This window comes from Bacillus sp. FSL K6-1338 (assembly GCF_038006965.1).
Lineage (GTDB): Bacteria > Bacillota > Bacilli > Bacillales > Bacillaceae_G > Bacillus_A > Bacillus_A thuringiensis_S.
Window position 1 is genome coordinate 4882007 of the sequence record NZ_JBBOWI010000001.1, and the last position, 20223, is coordinate 4902229.

The following is a 20223-nucleotide window of genomic DNA, read 5'->3' on the forward strand; positions in this document are numbered from 1 at the left end:
GTGAATTCATAAAATCAGGCACCAAAAGTAATATGTGAATTCAGGCGTGTTGATTAATCATGATTTCCTCTACAAAACACGCTCATTAATAGCTAATATTTTTATAATCCATTTTTTTACGTCTTTTAATACTTCTAAGAAACTATTTGATTATTAGATTCAATAGAAAAAAGAGTAAAACTGTGAACTGCACCCCAATTGTTAGACACAGTCTAACAATTGGAGGTGCAGTTTTTCTATGGCTAAATTTACAGCTGATGAAAAAATACAAATCGTTCTACGTTATTTGAACGGAAATGAAAGTTATCGAGAAATGGGTAGATCGCTCGGTATAAGTGACACAATCATTTTGAATTGGGTAAACCAATATAAACAGAATGGTCTGGAAGCTTTTCTAAAACGATGTACAAATTACACACAACAATTTAAACTAGACGTACTAAACTTTATGATTGAAAACGGTATGTCCTTATTTGAGACGGCAGCTATCTTTAATATTCCTGCCCCTTCAACGATTTCTGTTTGGAAAAAACAGCTCGAAACACAAGGAATTGATGCCCTTCAATCTAAGAAAAAGGGGCGTCCATCCATGAAAAAAGATTCAAATAAACAATTAAAACAACATTTAGCTGAAGGGTCAGTCGAAGCACTTGAAGCACGCATTAAACAGCTTGAGATGGAAAATGAGTACTTAAAAAAGTTAAATGCCTTAGTTCAAAACAAGGAAAAATCACAAAACAAGACAAAGCGCAAGTAGTCTATGAATTAAGGCATAAATATTCGGTGAAGGCACTCGTGGAGCTAGCTACTATTCCTCGAAGCACGTATTATGATTTAGTAAAGAAAATGAATCGTCCAGATGTAGATGCCGATTTGAAAGCTGAGATTAAAGCGATTTATGAGGAAAATGAAGGTCGTTATGGTTACCGTCGCATTCGTGATGAATTAACGAATCGTGGCCAGAAAGTGAACCACAAGAAGGTTCAGCGCATTATGAAAGAGCTTGGGTTAAAGTGTGTTGTGCGTATGAAGAAATATAAATCCTATAAAGGAAAAGTCGGTAGAATTGCACCTAATATTTTAGAGCGTAATTTTCATACAGATGCACCGAATCAAAAGTGGGTAACAGACATCACAGAGTTTAAATTGTTTGGAGAAAAACTGTATGTATCACCTGTATTAGATTTGTATAATGGTGAAATTATTACCTATACAATTGGTTCTAGACCGACGTATTCGCTTGTTTCAGACATGTTAGAGAAAGCATTGGAACGTTTACCTGAAACGCACCAGCTACTGATGCATTCGGATCAAGGATGGCATTATCAAATGAGACAATACGTCCGTACACTAGAATCAAGAGCTATCGTCCAGAGTATGTCTCGAAAAGGCAACTGTTACGACAACGCAGTAATAGAAAATTTCTTTGGGATTATGAAATCGGAGTTCCTCTACATAAAAGAATTTGAAAATGTAGAGCACTTTAAAATAGAATTAGAAAAATATATAGATTATTATAATACGAAACGGATTAAGGCAAAATTAAAAATGAGCCCGGTACAATACCGGACTCACTTTTATCAAGCTGCCTAATCAAATAACCGTGTCTAACTTTTAGGGGTCACTTCACTGAATGAAACAGTTTTACTCTTTTTTCTATTACCTTATTTTATCATTCAATCATTGAATAACCTCTACCATGTATCGTTTGAATATATCTTTCTTTCTTATCGCACTTTAACTTTTTTCTTACATACCCAATATATAAATCTACTACATTTGGATTTACTACTACGTTATATCCCCAAACCTGATTCAAAAGCATTTCACGGCTCAATATTGTATTTTTATTCTTGATTAAAAATACAAGTAAATCGTACTCGCGCTTAGTAAGCGAGAGATTTTCGCCACCTTTTTTCACAATATTGCTAGATGCATCAACAAAGAGATCTTTAAACTGAAAAAAATTCGTCTCATTTTGCTGGTTACAATCACTTCTCCTTAAAATAGCTTGAACCCTTGCTACTAATTCTTCTTTCACAAATGGTTTTCTTATATAATCATCTGCACCTGCTTGTAGCCCTGCCACGCAATCCTCGCTAGAAATATTGTCGGTCACAATAATGATCGGTGTCGTTTTAACAAGTCGTATTTGTCTGCAAATTTCCGGTCCCGATATACTTAATGAATCCCAATCCAATACGATAATATCCCAATCTTGTTCATATATTATATTTAAACCTTCGTTTTCATTGTGAAGTTTTAAAATGAAATAGCCTTCTTGCGTTAGACCGCTTACGATTTTCTTCGCTAAAGACCTTTCATTCTTAATTACTAACACCTGCCTCACCGATGGTTCACCTCTACTTCAATATAACTTATTTAGATAAAAAATTATCCCGAAAAAACAATTTAAGATTTATAAATTTAAGATTCCTAAATAATCCATTAAAACAGCTTATTAGGAGAACTCTATATAATCTTACAATAGGTATGGTTAAAAACACAAAACATATGAAGATTGTAATAAATTAAAATTTTAATACAAACTCACCAGTTGGGCGTTTACTAGCAGCTATAGTACCTCCCTACTTATCATCAATAACCATTTTTTTATTCTCTGTTTCAAGGATACCGTCCCATCAACTTCAGCATTCTATAAAACCACAAACAAAAAAACCATAACCTCGCCAATCTGGCAAAGTTATGGTTCATATCATACAAAATAAAAAAACCACCAAATATGTATTGGTGGAGACGGTGGGAGTCGAACCCACGTCCAAAAATATCGGCACTTAAGCTTCTACGAGTGTAGTCGATATATTAGCATTTCGCGAACTCTTCGGCCTATCGACAGGCTTCCAAGTTGCTAGTCTGATTGTTCTCTTCCTTCGCCCTCAGACGGCGAACTCCGGCGTAGTCCACTTAGTTTGAGTCCCTTACCCTACCACATGGACGATGGAGGGAGGAACCTTTAGTGCAATTAAGCAGCTAAAGAAAGATTGTTTTGTTTGCCAATTATAGGCTTTGACGTTTTAACGAGGCCGATCCCCTCGACTCGCAACCTAAGCTCGAACTATCCCTGTCGAATCCGTAACGTCCCCATGATAAAAATGGAGCATACGAAGAAAATATCGTGATAGCTACTAAGAGCTGTTTTTCAATGTGCAACAACCTTACATAAGTTATTATATCATACGCGCGCCGTTTTACAAATGTAAATATCTGTATTACATCTTTTGGCGATCACGGAACACGCGTGCAATTTCACGTTTCGCTTCTTTCTCTTTTAAATCGTGACGTTTATCATATTGTTTCTTACCTTTTGCTAAACCAAGTGCCATTTTTGCAAATCCATTTTTCAAATAGATTCTAAGTGGAACTAATGCGTAACCTGTTTCTTTTGCAGCGCCCGCTAGCTTATCAATTTCTTTTTTATGAAGAAGTAATTTTCTCGTACGAAGTGGATCATGGTTGAAACGATTCCCTTGTTCGTATGTATTAATGTGCATATTATGAACCCATACTTCACCGTTATGTATACGTGCAAACGCATCTTTCAAGTTCACGCGACCAGCGCGAATCGACTTAATTTCCGTTCCTTGAAGGACAAGCCCTGCCTCGTATGTTTCTTCGATGAAATAATCATGAAATGCTTTTTTATTTTGTGCAATAACCTTACCTGTACCCTTTGGCATATAACGTCCCTCCTCTATTTTTACTATTGTAACAAATGTTAATAAAAAGCGAAAGTGGCTCGCTCAGAATGTGAGGTGGATGGAGCTTCTGACCTTGAGGCGCTCTTTGCCTCTCGGGAAGAAGTGAAGCCGCCAAACATTCTAGCCACTGTAGCTGGATTCCATTAGAAAGCGAAAGTGGCTCGCTCTCAAGCCACTAATAAAAAAAGAAAAAGCCTCGCTTTTCATCAAAGCGAAGCCATCCTTTTCTTACTTACGCTTTTTCTTTTTCTTCTTGAATCCTGGTACGTTTTCGAAGAATCCTTTTTTCTTCTTGCCATTACCATCTTTTTTCCCTGGCTGACTAGCAGACGTGGATGCTGTTGCTGATGCGGATCCTCTTCCTGTGCTTTTACCTTTGCCACCACGGTCAAACTTTCTACCTGTGCCACGTTCACCGCCGCGCTCATTACTGCGCTCGCTACGTCCACCGCGTTTCTTTCTGCCTGTTCTTGGCTGCTCGATAACGACTGGACGATCTTTGAACTTACGACGAGGTGTACCTTTCATGCCAACGATTTCAAAGTCGATTGCACGCTCGTCTTTATTTACGTTAATAACACGAATTGTAATTTCGTCACCGATGCGGAATACGTTTCCTGTACGCTCTCCGATCATAGCGAAATGCTGCTCGTCATAACGGTAGTAATCATCCGTTAAGTAGCTAACGTGTACAAGACCTTCAATTGTATTTGGAAGCTCTACGAATAAACCGAAGTTTGTTACAGAGCTAATCATACCGTCATACTCTTCACCGATCTTATCAACCATATACTCTGCTTTTTTCATCTCATCTGTTTCACGCTCTGCTTCAACAGCACGGCGTTCCATATTAGAAGAGTGCTCTGCAATCTCAGGTAATTTTTCACGCCATTTTGCTTGCGTTTCATTGTCGACTTTACCATTAATAATGTATTCACGAATTAATCTATGAACGATTGTATCTGGGTAACGACGAATTGGTGATGTGAAATGTGTGTAGAACTCAGTTGATAAACCGAAATGCCCTAAACTATCCGCATCGTAACGAGCTTGCTTCATAGAACGAAGCATAACCGTTGAAATAACTACTTCTTCAGGCTGTCCTTGAACCATTTCAAGAATTTGTTGCAGCGCACGAGGGTGTACTTCATTCGCACGTCCTTTTACCGCATATCCGAAGTTCGTTACAAACTCGAAGAAACGCTCAAGCTTATCTTCTTTCGGATCTTCATGGACACGGTACATAAACGGTACGTTCATCCAGTGGAAGTGCTCTGCTACTGTTTCATTCGCAACAAGCATAAATTCTTCAATTAACTTCTCTGATACAGAACGATCGCGCATAACAACATCAGTCGGTTTTCCTTCTTCATCTACTAATACTTTCGCTTCTTTAAAGTCAAAGTCAATTGCACCACGGCGCATACGTTTTTCACGTAGAATTTGTGCCAATTGACCCATCTCTTTAAACATCGGTACTAATGGCTCATAACGCTTAATTAACTCTTCGTCCTCATCTTCTAAAATGCTTCTTACGTCAGCATACGTCATACGCTCTGTCGTTTTAATCACACTTTGGAAAATCTCGTGTTTAACAACATCACCTAAGTTGTTGATTTCCATTTCACAAGATAATGTCAGACGGTCTACTTTCGGATTTAATGAGCAAATACCGTTAGATAGACGATGTGGAATCATCGGAATTACACGGTCAACAAGATACACACTCGTCGCTCTTTCCGCTGCTTCTACATCAATTGGAGAACCTTCTTGAACATAATGACTTACATCCGCAATGTGAACACCAAGCTTGTAGTTACCGTTCTCAAGCTTCGTTACTGTAACAGCATCATCTAAGTCTTTCGCGTCTGCACCATCAATCGTTACAATCATTTGATCACGTAAATCACGACGATCCTTTAAATCTTCTTCTGAAATCGTTTCTGGTACACTGTTTGCATGCTCCATCACTTCTTCAGGGAATGCTAAAGGTAAATGATGTTTATGAATGACAGATAAAATATCTACTCCTGGATCATTTTTATGACCTAGAATTTGAATAACTTCACCTTCTGCGCTTAAACGGTTTTCTGGATAGCTCGTAATTTTCACAACTACTTTATGACCTTCTACAGCACCCATTGATGCACTTTTCAAGATAAAGATATCACTCGTCCAGCGCTTATTGTCAGGTATAACAAATCCAAAGTTTTTCGATTCTGTATATGTACCAACAAGTTCTTTCGTTCCACGCTCTAAAATGCGTACAATTGAACCTTCTTGACGTGAACCGCTCGATTGAGAACTAAGGCGTGCTAATACTGTATCGCCATGAAGTGCACCGTTTAATTCTGTAGGAGGGATGAAAAGATCATCGTCTCCAGTTTTCTTCTCTTCTGGCACAACGAAAGCAAAGCCACGTGCATGTCCAATTAACTTACCTCGTACTAAATTCATCTTTTCAGGAAGACCGTATCGATTACTACGTGTACGAATAACAAGTCCCTTCTCTTCCATCATTACAAGTGCTTTTACAAAATCTTTAAAGCCCTCAGAACCTTCAATTCCAAATGCCTCTTCTAACTCTTGTATCGTTAGCGGTTTATACGCTTCTTCTCTCATAAATAATAACAACTTATCAATATGTTCTTGTGTGATTTCTTCCAAGCAAAAATACCTCCTTTAAAACCTTATATTATTTAGTGTATCCGAAAGATAGGGGATGTATAAAGCGAAACTTCAATACTCCCCTTATGATTTTTACAGTTTTCACAAAAAATTCCTTATGAAAAAAAGAGGCAACTAGATCTTACCAATCTAGTTGCTCCAAGAAGTTATATACATCCTCATGTAGCTCATCACGTTGTTTATCAAGTGTAATGACATGCGTAGAGTCTTCATACCATTTAATGTCTTTTAACGTAGATTCTACACCGTTATAAATAATGTTAGCACTATCTGTATTAATCATTTCGTCATGACGTGCTTGTACAACAAATGTTGGTGCATAAATCATATCCACATTGTTACGTACGTCAGCAATTAATTGTTGTAATGCTTTTAATGTATTCATCGGTGTCTTTTGGAATTCCAACATTTCTTGTTCGATTTGCTCTGGTGACTTTTGCTCACGCTTTTTATATTCGCGGGCATATGCCAATATACCTTGGTACATCGTTTCTTCGCTCTTAATATACATCGGTGCACACATTGGTACTACACCTAAAACCGGTACTGTATAACCTAATTTTAAAGAAAATACGCCGCCAAGTGACAATCCAACAACAGCAATTTTCTCAAAACCTTTATCTTTTAAAAGCTGATATGCCTCCGTTACATCTTGCCACCAATCTGTAGGGCCTGTATGAACAAGCTCTTCTGGTGGTACACCGTGCCCTTTATAAATTGGCGCATGACAAGTGTAGCCTTTCTTCTCTAAGAAACGCCCTAACATACGTACATCAGCTGAGTTCCCTGTGAATCCATGTAGTAATAAAACAGCGCGGTCTCCACCCTCAAATGTAAATGGTTTCGGAGATGCTAATTTCATCATGTACTTCTCCTCTTTCTCTTCTGTAATCTAGTCGTATTCTTTCTATATCTAGTGTACCATATTTATATTTCTATAATCTAATTAGAAACATCTTTCAAATGGCAAAACAAAAAAGAAGAACCATTAGTACATCTTACTAACGCTTCTTCTTTCAATTCTATAAGTTTAAGTACGTAACAGCAATTGTTAATACAAAGAACAATACAGCTAAAACAATTGTGATACGGTTTAATACTGCTTCAATTCCACGTGCTTTTTGCTTACCAAATAATTGCTCTGCACCGCCTGAAATTGCACCTGAAAGGCCTGAGCTATTACTAGACTGCATAAGTACCATAACAATCATTAAAATTGATACAGTAATAAGTAAAACGGATAATAACGTATGCACTTGGCGTACCTCCTACAAAGATTCAGTTATTGTAACTGTAGCATAAATCCTATAGAAAAGCGAGAGCTATAGAGTCGCTCCCGCTTTTCTTCCATTACATAAACATCATTGCAAATAACGGTCCAAGTAAACATGTCAAAATTGCTGTTAATGTCATTGTTACCGATCCAATAACACCTTCATGTTCGTTATTTTTCATCGCTCTCATAACGCCCATAATATGAGAAGCACATCCAAATCCGATACCTTTACCAACTGAGTTTGTAACACGGCTCCATTTTAATAAGAGAGGTCCTGTAATCGTTCCAGTAATACCTGCGATAACAACGAAAGCTGCTGTTAAGGAAGGTACACCACCAACTTGTTCAGAAACGCTCATCGCAACTGGCATTGTCACCGATTTTGGTAAAGACGATAAGATTAAGCTTTTATCTGTTCCCATAAGTGAAGCAATGGCAAAATCACTAGCGATTGCAACTGTTGTACCTACTAATACCCCGCCGGCAATCGGTACAACATACTTTTGCAGAACATGACGTTGTTTATAAAGAGGAATTGCAAATGCTACAACACCGGGTCCAAGTAGCTTTGCAATCCAGCCACCACCACTTTCCATATAATGTTGATATGGTATATCAAGCACGATAAATAGGAAAGCCATTAATCCTGTTGCTACAAGCATTGGAATGGTGAATGGTGTTGGAAATAATTTATAGATTTTTTTAGATAATTGATATAATAGCACCGTAAAAAGAACCCAACCGATTCCGATTAATATTTGGCTCATCGCGACTCTCTTTCCTTCCTATTCGCAAGATATTGTCCTGTATGTCCTGCGACAATAATAATTAAAAATGTACTCGCTACAACTGTAATGAAAAGAGAAATTCCTTTACTCATAAAAAAAGCACCGTAATTCATTAAGCCAAGCGTTGGCGGAATTAATAAAAACGGCATAATAGCAACGAGTGTTTCTGCTCCTAAATCGAACCATTTCACTGGAAGAACTTTTAGGCTAAGTAAAACAAGTAAGAGGAACATCCCAATCAAACTTCCTGGAATTGGAATATTTAGCATTTCTTGCACCCAAGTTCCAACCATATAAAACACGTAAAGAGCAGCAATTTGGACAAGAATCTTTGTAAATTTCATGTTCATCATCCCTCATGTTTATACGATCTTCTGTTAATATCTTTATCATAGTATAAATTGTAAAAAGCTGCAATTTATCAACTTGACAGCAAAAACAGCCTGTGTTATACGCTTACAACCTTGATATGACTGCATTTCCAAACGAAAATTACGTCAAAAACCTTGACCTAATATAAAAAGTTTTTATTTTCTGAATTTATAAGACTATTATTTCAATAAAATAATCTTTTTATCCTTAAGCTTACATATATATAAAGTGAAACTTTAATCCATGAGGATTCCCACATCCATACTGATTGTTAGCCCTCATCAAGCGGGTTTGTAAGGGATAAACAAGATAGGTGGTGAACATATGCCAAAAAAAGTTCTCATTTTTTGTGATCCTGGGATTGATGATACGATGGCTCTCCTCTTAGCTTTCTTTATTGATGAAATAGAAATTATCGGTATTGTTGCTGATTACGGCAATGTCCCGAAAAAAATAGCCGTACAAAATGCTCATTTTTTTAATAACGAAACAAAGAATAGAAATATCAAGATATTCGGTGGTTCAGAACGTCCTCTTACTGGTGCCCCACCTGCGTTTTTTACGGATGTACATGGGAAACAGGGGCTCGGGCCAATTATTCCAAAGGTAAATGTGACTAACGGAGAAATGGAGAATTTTTTTGAAGTTATTCCTCTTATTGAGCAGTATAAAGATGAATTAATCATTGTAAGTTTAGGAAGACTTACCTCCCTAGCAATTTTATTCATCGTATGTCAACAGTTAATGAAGCAAGTTAAATCTTACTACGTAATGGGCGGTGCCTTTTTACACCCTGGTAATGTTACCCCTATTTCCGAAGCAAACTTTTATGGCGATCCTACTGCTGCTAATATAGTCCTCCAATCTACAGCTAACATGTACATATACCCATTAAACGTCACCCAATATTCCGTCATTACACCCGAGATGGCGGAGTATATTGAAACAAAAGGAAAAGCCCCACTTGTCAAACCTTTATTCGATCATTATTACTACGGATATTATAAAGACGCCCTACCACATTTAAAGGGTAGCCCCTTCCATGACACAATGCCAATACTCGCTTTACTTGATAACTCTATGTTTACCTATCACAAATCACCTATCGTTGTCATGACAGAATCTTATGCGCAGGGGGCAAGCATTGGAGAATTTCGCTCTTTAGGAGAATCTAAGCCATTTATTGATTGGCCGAGTCATCAAATCGCAATTGATTTTGATTATAACCGCTTCTTCAAACATTTCATGTCACTTATGACGGGCGAACAATTTTAGCATAAAAAAAACAGACCGTGATTTCTCACGGTCTGTCGTTATTTTCTACAATTATCGTTTGATGTTATAGAAAGATTTGATACCATCGTAAACAGCGATTTCGCCTAGTTCGTCTTCGATGCGTAATAATTGGTTGTACTTAGCAATACGGTCAGTACGGCTCATAGAACCAGTTTTGATTTGGCCAGCGTTAGTTGCAACTGCGATGTCAGCAATTGTAGCATCTTCAGTTTCACCAGAACGGTGAGATACAACTGCTGTGTAACCAGCACGTTTAGCCATTTCGATAGCTTCGAAAGTCTCAGTTAAAGTACCGATTTGGTTAACTTTAATTAAGATTGAGTTAGAGATACCTTTTTCGATACCTTCAGCAAGTTTTTGAGTGTTAGTTACGAATAAATCGTCACCAACTAATTGTACTTTATCACCGATACGCTCAGTTAATAATTTGTGACCATCCCAGTCGTTTTCGTCTAAACCATCTTCGATAGAGATGATTGGGAAGTCTTTGCAAAGCTCTTCGTAGAAATCAACCATTTCTGCAGAAGTTAAGCCAGTACGGCCTTCGCCTGCAAGGTCATATTTACCAGTTTCTTTGTTGTAGAACTCAGAAGAAGCAACGTCCATTCCTAAGAATACGTTCTCGCCAGCTTTGTAACCAGCTTTTTCGATAGCTTCGATGATTACTTCTAAAGCTTCACGGTTAGAACCAAGGTTTGGAGCGAATCCACCTTCGTCACCTACTGCAGTGTTAAGACCTTTGTCATGTAATACAGCTTTAAGTGCATGGAATACTTCAGCACCCATACGGATTGATTCTTTGAATGTTGGAGCACCAACTGGTAAGATCATGAACTCTTGGAAGTCAACGTTGTTATCAGCGTGAGAACCACCGTTGATGATGTTCATCATTGGAGTTGGTAATTGTTTTGCATTGAATCCACCAAGGTAACGGTATAATGGAAGACCTACGAAGTCAGCTGCTGCGTGAGCTACTGCCATAGATACACCAAGGATAGCGTTAGCGCCTAGTTTACCTTTGTTTGGAGTGCCGTCTAATTCGATCATAGCACGGTCGATACCAGCTTGGTCAGTTACATCGAAACCAGCGATTTCTGGAGCGATAATTTCGTTAACGTTGTTTACTGCGTTAACAACACCTTTACCAAGGTAACGAGATTTGTCACCGTCACGTAATTCTACTGCTTCGTGCTCACCAGTAGATGCACCACTTGGTACGATAGCGCGTCCGAAAGCACCGCTTTCTGTGTAAACTTCTACTTCTACAGTTGGGTTACCACGAGAGTCAAGGACTTCGCGAGCATAAACATCAATAATTGTTGACATAATAAATTCTCTCCTTTTTATATAAGCAAATTATTTAATAATTGTTTTACCTGTCATTTCTTTCGGTTGTTCCACATTTAAAAGTGTAAGCATTGTTGGAGCGATATCTCCTAAAATACCACCTTCACGAAGCTCTACATCATTTTTTGTAACGATGAAAGGAACCGGGTTAGTTGTATGAGCTGTCATCGGCTCGCCATCAGCAGTTAACTCCTGATCGGCATTACCATGGTCAGCAGTAATAAGTGCTACACCATCTTTTGCAAGAATCGCTTCTACAACTTTTCCTAAACATTCGTCAGTTGCTTCTACTGCTTTAATTGTTGGTTCCATCATCCCAGAATGGCCAACCATATCACAGTTTGCAAAGTTAAGAATGATAACATCATGTTTATCATTTTCGATTTCATTTACTAAAGCGTCCGTTACTTCGTAAATGCTCATTTCAGGTTTCAAGTCATACGTTGCAACCTTCGGTGAGTTAATTAAGATACGCTCTTCTCCTGGGAATTCAGCCTCACGACCACCGCTAAAGAAGAATGTAACGTGCGGATACTTTTCGGTTTCCGCGATGCGAAGTTGCTTTAATCCCGCTTGCGCAACAACTTCACCTAAAGTGTTATCAAGGTTCATTGGCTTGAATGCCACGTAACCATTCACAGTTTCACTGAAGTGTGTCATACATACGAATTCTGGAATGTGAGGTACTTTTTCACCACGATCGAACTCACGGAAGTCTTCGTTTGTAAATACACGAGCAATTTGAATTGCACGGTCTGGACGGAAGTTATAGAAGATAACTGCATCATCATCATTGATTGTTGCAACTGGCGTGTTATCTTCGTTAACAATTACAGACGGCAATACGAATTCATCATAGATACCGTTCGCATAAGAGTCTTCTACACACTCTTCTGCTGATTTATAAGTAGGGCCTTCACCATTCACCATGGCACTGTAACATTTTTCTACGCGATCCCAACGCTTGTCACGGTCCATGGAGTAATAACGACCAGAGATAGTCGCGAATTGTCCTACTCCTGTTTCTTTAATTACTTCATTTGCTGCATCGATATAACCTTTTGCTGTTTGTGGTCCAACATCGCGGCCGTCTAAGAATGCATGGATATAAACTTTCTCCACGCCTTCTTTTGCTGCTAAGCGAAGAAGAGCAAACATATGGTTCATGTGACTGTGCACACCACCATCAGAAAGTAAACCGAATAAATGAAGAGCAGTACCTTTTTCTTTTACGCTTTTAATTGCATTTTGGAATGTTTCGTTCTGATCGAACTCACCTTCACGAATTGCAACGTTTACGCGTGTTAAGCTTTGATATACTATGCGGCCAGCACCAATATTTAAGTGACCAACCTCAGAGTTACCCATTTGACCTTCTGGAAGACCTACTTCCTCACCACAAGCTGTAAGCGTTGTATGAGGGAATTTGTTCCAGTAACCATCAAAATTAGGTTTCTTAGCTTGTGCTACAGCATTCCCGTGAGTTTCTTCACGAAGTCCGAAACCGTCAAGGATGATTAAAGCTGTTGGCTTTCTCATTTTACCGCCCCCAGAAGACCTAAGAACGAAGCAGGCTCTAAGCTAGCACCGCCAACTAAAGCGCCGTCGATGTCAGATTGTGCCATATACTCTTTAATGTTTTCTGGTTTTACGCTACCGCCGTATTGAATACGAACAGCTTCTGCAGCTTCTGGAGAAACAGCTTCTGCAACAACTTTACGGATGTGCGCACATACTTCATTTGCATCTGCAGAAGAAGAAGATTTACCTGTACCGATAGCCCAGATAGGCTCATAAGCGATAACAGTTGCTTTAACTTGCTCTTCTGTTAAACCTGCAAGTGCTTTTGTCACTTGACCTGCTACTAGATCAAATGTTTTTCCGCTTTCGCGCTCTTCTAAAGTCTCACCACAACATACGATTGGTGTTAAACCATGTTCAAATGCTGCTAGAGTCTTTTTGTTTACTGATTCGTCTGTTTCAGCAAACATTTCACGACGCTCAGAGTGGCCAAGTACTACGTAGCCTACTTTTAAGTCGCTAAGTGCTACTGGGCTAATTTCGCCAGTGAATGCACCATTTTTTTCGAAGTGCATGTTTTGTGCACCTACTTGTAAATCAGTTCCTTCAGTTGCTGCTACAAGGCGCTCTAAGAATAGAGCTGGAGAGCAAACTACTGCATCAACAGCTGAAGCTGCTGGGATTTGACCTTTAACTTCCTCTACGAAGCTAACTGCTTCAGATAGAGTTTTATTCATTTTCCAGTTACCTGCGATAATTGGTTTACGCATGCTTTGCACCGTCCTTTTTCTTTGGCTGCTACTTATTTGTCGTTAAGACAAACTACACCTGGAAGCTCTTTACCTTCCATGAATTCTAATGACGCACCGCCGCCAGTAGAAATGTGGCTCATTTTATCAGCCATACCGAATTTTTCAACAGCTGCTGCAGAGTCACCACCGCCGATAACAGAGTATGTATCTTCTGCATCTGCTAATGCTTGTCCTACTGCTTTTGTACCTTCTGCGAATGGAGTCATTTCGAATACACCCATTGGTCCATTCCATACAACAAGCTTAGAGTTTTTAATTACATCTGCATAAATTTCACGTGTTTTAGGACCGATGTCTACGCCTTCCCAGTTAGAAGGGATAGAGTCGATACCAACGATTTGAGTTGTTGCAGTTTCAGAGAATTCCTCAGTGATTACAACATCAACTGGCATGTAGAAGTTTACGCCTTTTTCTTTTGCAAGTTGCATAAATTCTTTAGCTAGTTCAATCTTGTCGTCTTCACATAGAGATAGACCAATTTCATGACCTAAAGCTTTAACGAACGTGTAAGCAAGTCCGCCACCGATGATTAAGTTATCTACTTTGTCTAATAGATGACGAATTACACCGATTTTATCTTTTACTTTCGCACCACCAATAATAGCTGTAAATGGACGTTCTGGGTTAGAAAGTGCTTTACCTAATACATCTAACTCTTTTTCCATTAATAGACCAGATACTGCTGGTAGGTAGTCTGCGATACCTGCTGTAGAAGCGTGAGCACGGTGAGCTGCACCGAATGCATCGTTTACGAAGATGTCAGCAAGTGCTGCAAATTCTTTCGCAAGTTCTGCATCGTTCTTTTCTTCGCCCGCATAGAAACGTACGTTTTCAAGAACTAATACGTCGCCTTCGTTCATTGCTGCAACCATTTCTTGTGCAACTGGTCCGAATGCTTCGTCTGCTTTTTTAACATCTTTACCAAGAAGCTCGCCTAAACGTGCTGCTACTGGAGTAAGACGTAATTCTTCTACCGCTTGACCTTTTGGACGGCCTAAGTGGCTTGCTAAAATAACTTTCGCACCTTGCTCTACTAAATATTGAATTGTAGGAAGAGCTGCACGGATACGAGTTTCATCTGTAATTTTGCCTTCTTTCATAGGTACGTTGAAATCAACGCGGCAAAATACACGCTTACCTTTTAAATCTACGTCACGAATTGATTTTTTGTTCATTGGATTTCCCTCCGACTACTAGTTAGGATTGACAAAACCCATTCAAAAGCTTAACACATTTGCTTTTAAAACGAAAGAAGAGAGAGAGGGAACAAACCCTCTCCCTCGTTTTGTCATTGATTGCTTATATAATTAAGAATTAAAGACCTTTAGAAGTCATGTAAGCTGCTAAGTCTACTACGCGGTTAGAGTAACCAGTTTCGTTATCGTACCAAGAAAGTACTTTAACCATGTTACCTTCCATTACCATTGTAGATAATGCATCGATTGTAGAAGAAGCTGTACATCCGTTATAGTCGATAGATACTAATGGCTCTTCGCTGTATCCAAGGATACCTTTTAATTCGCCTTCAGCTGCTGCTTTGAATGCTGCGTTTACATCTTCAACTGTTACTTCTTTGTCAAGTTCAACAACTAAGTCAACAAGAGAAACGTTAGCAGTTGGAACACGTACAGCGCCACCGTTTAATTTACCTTTAAGTTCTGGTAATACTAATGCTACAGCTTTAGCTGCACCAGTAGATGTTGGGATCATGTTTTCAGCTGCTGCACGAGCACGACGTAAATCTTTGTGTGGTAAGTCTAAGATTTGTTGGTCGTTAGTGTAAGAGTGAATTGTTGTCATCATTCCGCGTTTTACGCCGAATTTTTCGTTTAATACTTTAGCGAATGGAGCTAGACAGTTTGTAGTACAAGAAGCGTTAGATACTACGTTGTGGTTAGCTGCATCGTATTGTTCGTGGTTAACACCCATAACTACAGTGATATCTTCGTCAGAAGCTGGAGCTGAGATGATAACTTTCTTAACTGATCCACCTAAGTGTTTTTCAGCGTCTGATTTTTTAGTGAAACGGCCAGTAGATTCTACTACTACTTCTACTCCGTAGTCGCTCCATGGTAATTGAGCTGGGTCACGCTCAGCGATAACTTTAATTTCTTTACCGTTAACAACGATGCTGTTTTCGTTAGCAGATACTTCTGCATTTAAAGTTCCGTGAACTGTGTCATATTTTAAAAGGTGAGCTAATGTTTTAGCATCTGTTAAGTCGTTGATTGCTACTACTTCTACCTCAGAGTTGTTAAGAGCTGCGCGGAATACGTTACGTCCGATACGTCCAAATCCATTAATACCAATTTTAGTCATTTGAATTTCCTCCTTGGGGGATTATATTAAAGGGTAAAACCCTTTGTTAACTGTTTTGCTGCACCTTCATCTGTAATTAGAATTGAAGTGTGCCCTTGTTTAATTACAGCCTGTATTGCTTTTGCCTTTGAAGAACCTCCAGCGACTGCAACAACGTGAGATACATTTTGTAAATCCTCTAATTGCATACCAACTGTTCTTACTTTATGAACAACATTTCCTTCTTCATTAAAGTAGTAACCGAAAGCTTCACCAACTGCTTCGCTTGCTTGAATCTTTAACCAATCTGCTTCCGAAGTACTTCTGCGACGTGCCATTGTTAACGCATCACCTATTCCATGAATGACGATATTGGAAGATCGAATCAACTCAAGAACTTCTTTCACGGAAGGCTCTGTCACAATAGACGCATATGCTTCGCTACTAACATGGTCTGGAACATACAATAAGCGATAATTACTCATCGTATTTTGCGCCATCTTGGCACAAATGGTATTGGCTTCTAATTCAACACCTTCTCCGATTCCACCACGTGCTGGGACAAATAGCATATGTAAATCTTTACAATCAAGTTGCATCATGTCCGCAGCAGCAGCTAGCGTAGTTCCTCCAGCCACAGCAACGATATTATTCGCTGTCAGACGGTCTTTTATACAAGTCACACAAGCACGGCCCATCTCCAGTTTGACCCAAGGTGATTCATCACTATCACCAGGGACAACGAAAACTTCATCCAAGTCTAATGTTTCCTTAAGTTGCTTTTCTAAAACCTTTAACCCGGAAATTTCTTTCATAAAGTCTTCCAAAGCAAGAACTAAAGCTGTTCCTTCTTCTGTCAAAGTCATTCCAGAAGAAGCGACGTGAACTAAGTTTTGTTCTTTCAAAACTTGAACTTCACTTCGCAATACTCGTTCTGTCATACCGAGGCTTGCTGATAAGTTTCTTCTTCCAATCGGCTGCATGAGCCTAATGTATTGAAGAATTTGCATTCTCGTTTGCATAACAGGTAGCAGATCAGGTAATAATTTTTTTGTGTTCTGAATCCATGAGCGCATATCTTTTCTCCTCACTACATTGGTTCATTTTTCCTTGGTGGTCACTTTACGTCCCGTAGTGACATTTTGTGTCCCACATAGGTTAAAAAAATAATCCCTGCTACGTGTATTATTGTAACAGGAGATAGAAACTTATTCAACTCTTAACTGCATTCTTTATATAGTTTATTATGACACCTTTGTGAATGTTACCATATTCTACTTGTTTTCCGTCTATTTCTACAACCGGAATCATTAAATGATATTTTTCTAAAAGGTCATTATCTTCATATATATCTATTTCCTCGATTTGAAAAGAATATTCACATTGTACTTCCTGCAAAACTTGTTTCGCCTGCACGCAAAGACCACAATTCTTTTTTGTATACAGCACAACTTTCATCTTCTTCACCTATCCGATTGTTTTTCGCAATGACGAAGCTGGGATATGCATTTGTTCTCTATACTTCGCCACCGTTCTTCGAGAAATAACAATTTCATGCTCTTCTTCTAATAATTTTGAAATCTTTTGATCTGAGAGTGGCTTTTTCTTATTCTCTGCTTCCACAAGCGTTTGAATAAACTGTTTCACTCGCTTCGTTGAAACTGCCTCATCCTCTGTCGTCGAAACTGCATTACTAAAGAACGATTTCATCTCAAATAAACCGTGTGGCGTTTGCACATACTTATTTCTTGTTGCACGACTAATCGTAGACTCATGCACACTTAGCTCTTCCGCCACCTCTTTTAAAGCGAGCGGCTTCAAATACGCTGGACCTTCCCAAAAGAAATCACGTTGTTTTTCCATAATAATCGTCATCACTTGCAGAAGTGTTTGTTTTCTCTGTTTCAAACTGCGCATAATCCATTGCACATGCTGATACTTTTCTGAAACGTAAGATGCTACTTCACTTTCACTATTATTAAGAAGCGCACTGTACTCAGAGTGAATTTCAATTCTCGGCATATTTCTCTCATTCATCTGTAAAACGAGGCGATCGCCTTCTTTTTTCACTGCCATGTCAGGCACAATATACAGTGGTTTATCCGAAGAATACGCAAGGCCCGGTTTCGGCTGCAATGATGTAATACAGTTCACCGCCGATTGTAATTCTTCATTACTACACTTCAGCACATGAACGAGCTTTCGCCAATCCTTCTTCACGAAATAAGCAAAGTGCTCCTCTACAATATCTTCCGCTAATCCATCCCTTCTTTGTAAGCGCTTCAATTGTAAGGTTAAACATTCCTGAATATTACGCGCCCCTACCCCTGCTGGCTCCAGTGATTGGACAAGCTCTACAGAGCGGTCAACTACATGAATATGCGCAGAAAGGAGCTCTGCTAACTCTTCATTCGTTTCTTGTAAATACCCGTTTCCATCCATGTTCATAATAATGAAAGAAGCCACTTTCCGCTCTTCTTCATCTATTTTATAATACTGTATTTGATTTAATAAATGTTGCTGAATCGTTGTAGAATCCACACTGTAGATTTCCATCTGATTCTCGACTTGTTTGCTGGTACTTTTACTGTTGTTAGAGCTCTTTTTCTTCTCCCTCTCAAAACCACCTAACTCAATAAGGGGATTCTCTAACGATTGCTCATACAAAAACTCCGATAATTCTTGTACATTATACTGAAGCATTGTAATCGCTTGCCTTAACTCTTGTGTCATTGCCAAACGTAAGCTTTGTTCTTGTAAAAGACTTGCCTTCAAACTAATCTCCCCCTTGTTTCTATTGTACAATAAGTTTGGTAAAAGGAGAATCCTCACGCAGACGCCCATTCCAAAATATTATTAATTTATATGTATTAATGATATTTACAACTTACAACCGAAATTTGAATAATATTGAAAGAAAATAATAAGTTATAAAAATTATTATCAAGTACTAATAGTAAATCTTATTATCAGATATAACAAGAGGGAAATAAAAAAAGTCCTAACCTACAAAACGTAAGTTAGGACTTTTTGACGCGCCCAGAGGGATTCGAACCCCCGGCAGACGTGGTACCGGAAACCACCGCTCTATCCGACTGAGCTACGGGCGCATGATTATAGAAAACACTTCATTTTCTTCTCATAATAATAGCAATAAAATCCATCTAAATCAATAAAAATATCCCCGTAATACCTTATACATCTTAGCTAAAAGCATATAAAATCTATTCCACCCCTAAATTTTCCAATCATAAATTCTCCCCAACTCACAAATTATAACCTATGAATTGATATTCCAAAGGGGGCTTCATTCAATGACTGTAATTACGAAACTAAAGCAAACTGTTTCTGGATTAAAAAGTGCACAAGCTAGCTTAGAGGGATTCGCTCTTGATACGGATAACCAACAAGCTAAGCAACTTTTTCAAACAGCTGCGCAGCAAACACAAACGATTATCGATTCTTTAAACCCACGTGTTGAAGAAGTCCAACAGGAAGAACCACAATACTCACAGCAATAACGAACCAATCTTGCTGTGAAATAGAAAAAGGATGATATGCAGTCATCCTTTTTCTATCACATTACATATTGCAATAGAAATGGAATGATAATTATGCGAAAACTCGGCCTCATAACCGCATTATTTGCACTTCTATTTAGCTCTTTTACCGGATGTGATAATAGTCCTTTAGATAAAAAAGTGAAAGAAGAAGCAAAACAAACGGAGAAAGAAAAAGGTCCAAAGTTAACAAAGACGAGTACGGAATCCTTTAATCAATCTATATCACAAGGAGCGAAGAAAAGAGCTCTCGCTATGGATGAAATTATAAAAAGCACAGCAGTGAATTCAAATTTAGATCTCTACATAGCAGTTACACCTGAGCATCACGAAAGGTTTGGATTAAAACCGCTTCGTAAAAAGCTTCAAAAGCAGCTAAGTGATGAGCACCCTACTTTCGATGTTCGTGTAAGTACAGATAAAAAAATCTTTATGTTACTCGAAAAGCTCGAAAGAAAGATTAAGGAAAAAAAAGTATCTAAAGATGAGATTAATAAGCAATTAAAACTCATTGGTAAAAAAATGGAGTCTAACACTTAACGCTTT

The 20223-nt window shown here is 38.6% G+C and carries 19 protein-coding genes, 1 tRNA gene and 1 other RNA gene; 4 read left to right on the plus strand and 17 right to left on the minus strand.

The window, feature by feature from the left end:
- Nucleotides 1–238 precede the first annotated feature (238 nt).
- Nucleotides 239–1593 (plus strand): IS3 family transposase gene (locus tag NZ044_RS25225; protein WP_085959122.1). Its coding sequence is split into 2 segments (ribosomal slippage): nt 239–692 and nt 692–1593, totalling 1356 coding nucleotides; the frame shifts between segments, so codons are not numbered across the junction.
- Nucleotides 1594–1672: 79 nt separating this feature from the next.
- On the opposite strand, the gene NZ044_RS25230 is transcribed toward NZ044_RS25225, so the two are convergent.
- The 8 genes from NZ044_RS25230 to NZ044_RS25265 form a co-directional block, all read right to left on the minus strand.
- Nucleotides 1673–2350 (minus strand): response regulator transcription factor, encoded by a 678-nt coding sequence (locus tag NZ044_RS25230; RefSeq protein ID WP_001250259.1) that lies wholly within the window; start codon nt 2348–2350, stop codon nt 1673–1675.
- Nucleotides 2351–2749: 399 nt separating this feature from the next.
- Nucleotides 2750–3104, minus strand: a transfer-messenger RNA (tmRNA) gene (gene ssrA, locus NZ044_RS25235).
- Between the two features lie 126 nt (nt 3105–3230).
- Complete coding sequence (gene smpB, locus NZ044_RS25240; RefSeq protein ID WP_001123917.1) at nt 3231–3698, minus strand: SsrA-binding protein; 468 nt, start codon at nt 3696–3698, stop codon at nt 3231–3233.
- A 249-nt stretch (nt 3699–3947) separates the two neighbouring features.
- On the minus strand, nt 3948–6386 hold the full coding sequence (gene rnr, locus NZ044_RS25245) for a ribonuclease R (protein ID WP_000391343.1): 2439 nt from the start codon (nt 6384–6386) through the stop codon (nt 3948–3950).
- A gap of 142 nt (nt 6387–6528) precedes the next feature.
- The gene (estA, locus tag NZ044_RS25250) at nt 6529–7269 is read right to left on the minus strand and encodes a carboxylesterase (RefSeq protein WP_000761986.1); all 741 of its coding nucleotides are present in this window, start codon (nt 7267–7269) and stop codon (nt 6529–6531) included.
- Nucleotides 7270–7429: 160 nt separating this feature from the next.
- The gene (gene secG, locus NZ044_RS25255; protein ID WP_000557266.1) at nt 7430–7663 is read right to left on the minus strand and encodes a preprotein translocase subunit SecG; all 234 of its coding nucleotides are present in this window, start codon (nt 7661–7663) and stop codon (nt 7430–7432) included.
- Between the two features lie 94 nt (nt 7664–7757).
- Nucleotides 7758–8450, minus strand: coding sequence for an LrgB family protein (locus NZ044_RS25260; RefSeq protein WP_000078304.1), 693 nt, complete (start codon nt 8448–8450; stop codon nt 7758–7760).
- The gene (locus NZ044_RS25265) at nt 8447–8815 is read right to left on the minus strand and encodes a CidA/LrgA family holin-like protein (RefSeq protein ID WP_000673222.1); all 369 of its coding nucleotides are present in this window, start codon (nt 8813–8815) and stop codon (nt 8447–8449) included. The genes NZ044_RS25260 and NZ044_RS25265 overlap by 4 nt, the downstream gene beginning before the upstream one ends.
- 352 nt (nt 8816–9167) lie before the next feature.
- Here NZ044_RS25265 and NZ044_RS25270 point away from each other — a divergent pair, with 352 nt between their 5' ends.
- Nucleotides 9168–10118 carry a nucleoside hydrolase gene (locus tag NZ044_RS25270; protein ID WP_001125038.1) on the plus strand — a complete coding sequence of 317 codons (951 nt, stop codon included), beginning with the start codon at nt 9168–9170 and terminating at the stop codon, nt 10116–10118.
- A gap of 51 nt (nt 10119–10169) precedes the next feature.
- Here the strand turns inward: NZ044_RS25270 and eno are convergent, their stop codons facing one another.
- The 9 genes from eno to NZ044_RS25315 form a co-directional block, all read right to left on the minus strand.
- Nucleotides 10170–11465 (minus strand): phosphopyruvate hydratase, encoded by a 1296-nt coding sequence (gene eno, locus NZ044_RS25275; protein ID WP_000103951.1) that lies wholly within the window; start codon nt 11463–11465, stop codon nt 10170–10172.
- A gap of 30 nt (nt 11466–11495) precedes the next feature.
- Nucleotides 11496–13025: a 2,3-bisphosphoglycerate-independent phosphoglycerate mutase gene (gene gpmI / locus NZ044_RS25280; protein ID WP_001231141.1), complete on the minus strand. Its 1530-nt coding sequence runs from the start codon at nt 13023–13025 to the stop codon at nt 11496–11498.
- Nucleotides 13022–13777 (minus strand): triose-phosphate isomerase, encoded by a 756-nt coding sequence (gene tpiA / locus NZ044_RS25285; protein ID WP_001231042.1) that lies wholly within the window; start codon nt 13775–13777, stop codon nt 13022–13024. Before tpiA ends, gpmI begins: the two co-directional genes overlap by 4 nt.
- Before the next feature lie 32 nt (nt 13778–13809).
- Nucleotides 13810–14994, minus strand: a complete 1185-nt coding sequence (locus tag NZ044_RS25290; protein WP_001036332.1) for a phosphoglycerate kinase — start codon at nt 14992–14994, stop codon at nt 13810–13812.
- Between the two features lie 139 nt (nt 14995–15133).
- Nucleotides 15134–16138 carry a type I glyceraldehyde-3-phosphate dehydrogenase gene (gap, locus tag NZ044_RS25295; protein WP_000161234.1) on the minus strand — a complete coding sequence of 335 codons (1005 nt, stop codon included), beginning with the start codon at nt 16136–16138 and terminating at the stop codon, nt 15134–15136.
- A gap of 26 nt (nt 16139–16164) precedes the next feature.
- On the minus strand, nt 16165–17193 hold the full coding sequence (gene cggR / locus NZ044_RS25300; RefSeq protein WP_001258185.1) for a gapA transcriptional regulator CggR: 1029 nt from the start codon (nt 17191–17193) through the stop codon (nt 16165–16167).
- Between the two features lie 136 nt (nt 17194–17329).
- A complete protein-coding gene (locus NZ044_RS25305; RefSeq protein ID WP_000869737.1) occupies nt 17330–17575 on the minus strand; it encodes a glutaredoxin family protein in 246 nt (81 codons plus the stop codon).
- A 9-nt stretch (nt 17576–17584) separates the two neighbouring features.
- Nucleotides 17585–18892: an RNA polymerase factor sigma-54 gene (gene rpoN, locus NZ044_RS25310; RefSeq protein ID WP_000647951.1), complete on the minus strand. Its 1308-nt coding sequence runs from the start codon at nt 18890–18892 to the stop codon at nt 17585–17587.
- 259 nt (nt 18893–19151) lie between these two features.
- Nucleotides 19152–19227: transfer RNA gene (locus tag NZ044_RS25315), tRNA-Arg, on the minus strand.
- Between the two features lie 204 nt (nt 19228–19431).
- Between NZ044_RS25315 and NZ044_RS25320 the strand changes: the two genes are divergently transcribed.
- Both NZ044_RS25320 and NZ044_RS25325 read left to right on the plus strand, forming a co-directional pair.
- A complete protein-coding gene (locus tag NZ044_RS25320) occupies nt 19432–19638 on the plus strand; it encodes a DUF1657 domain-containing protein (protein ID WP_000216166.1) in 207 nt (68 codons plus the stop codon).
- Nucleotides 19639–19731: 93 nt separating this feature from the next.
- Nucleotides 19732–20217 carry a YhcN/YlaJ family sporulation lipoprotein gene (locus tag NZ044_RS25325; protein ID WP_001228537.1) on the plus strand — a complete coding sequence of 162 codons (486 nt, stop codon included), beginning with the start codon at nt 19732–19734 and terminating at the stop codon, nt 20215–20217.
- Nucleotides 20218–20223: the final 6 nt, after the last annotated feature.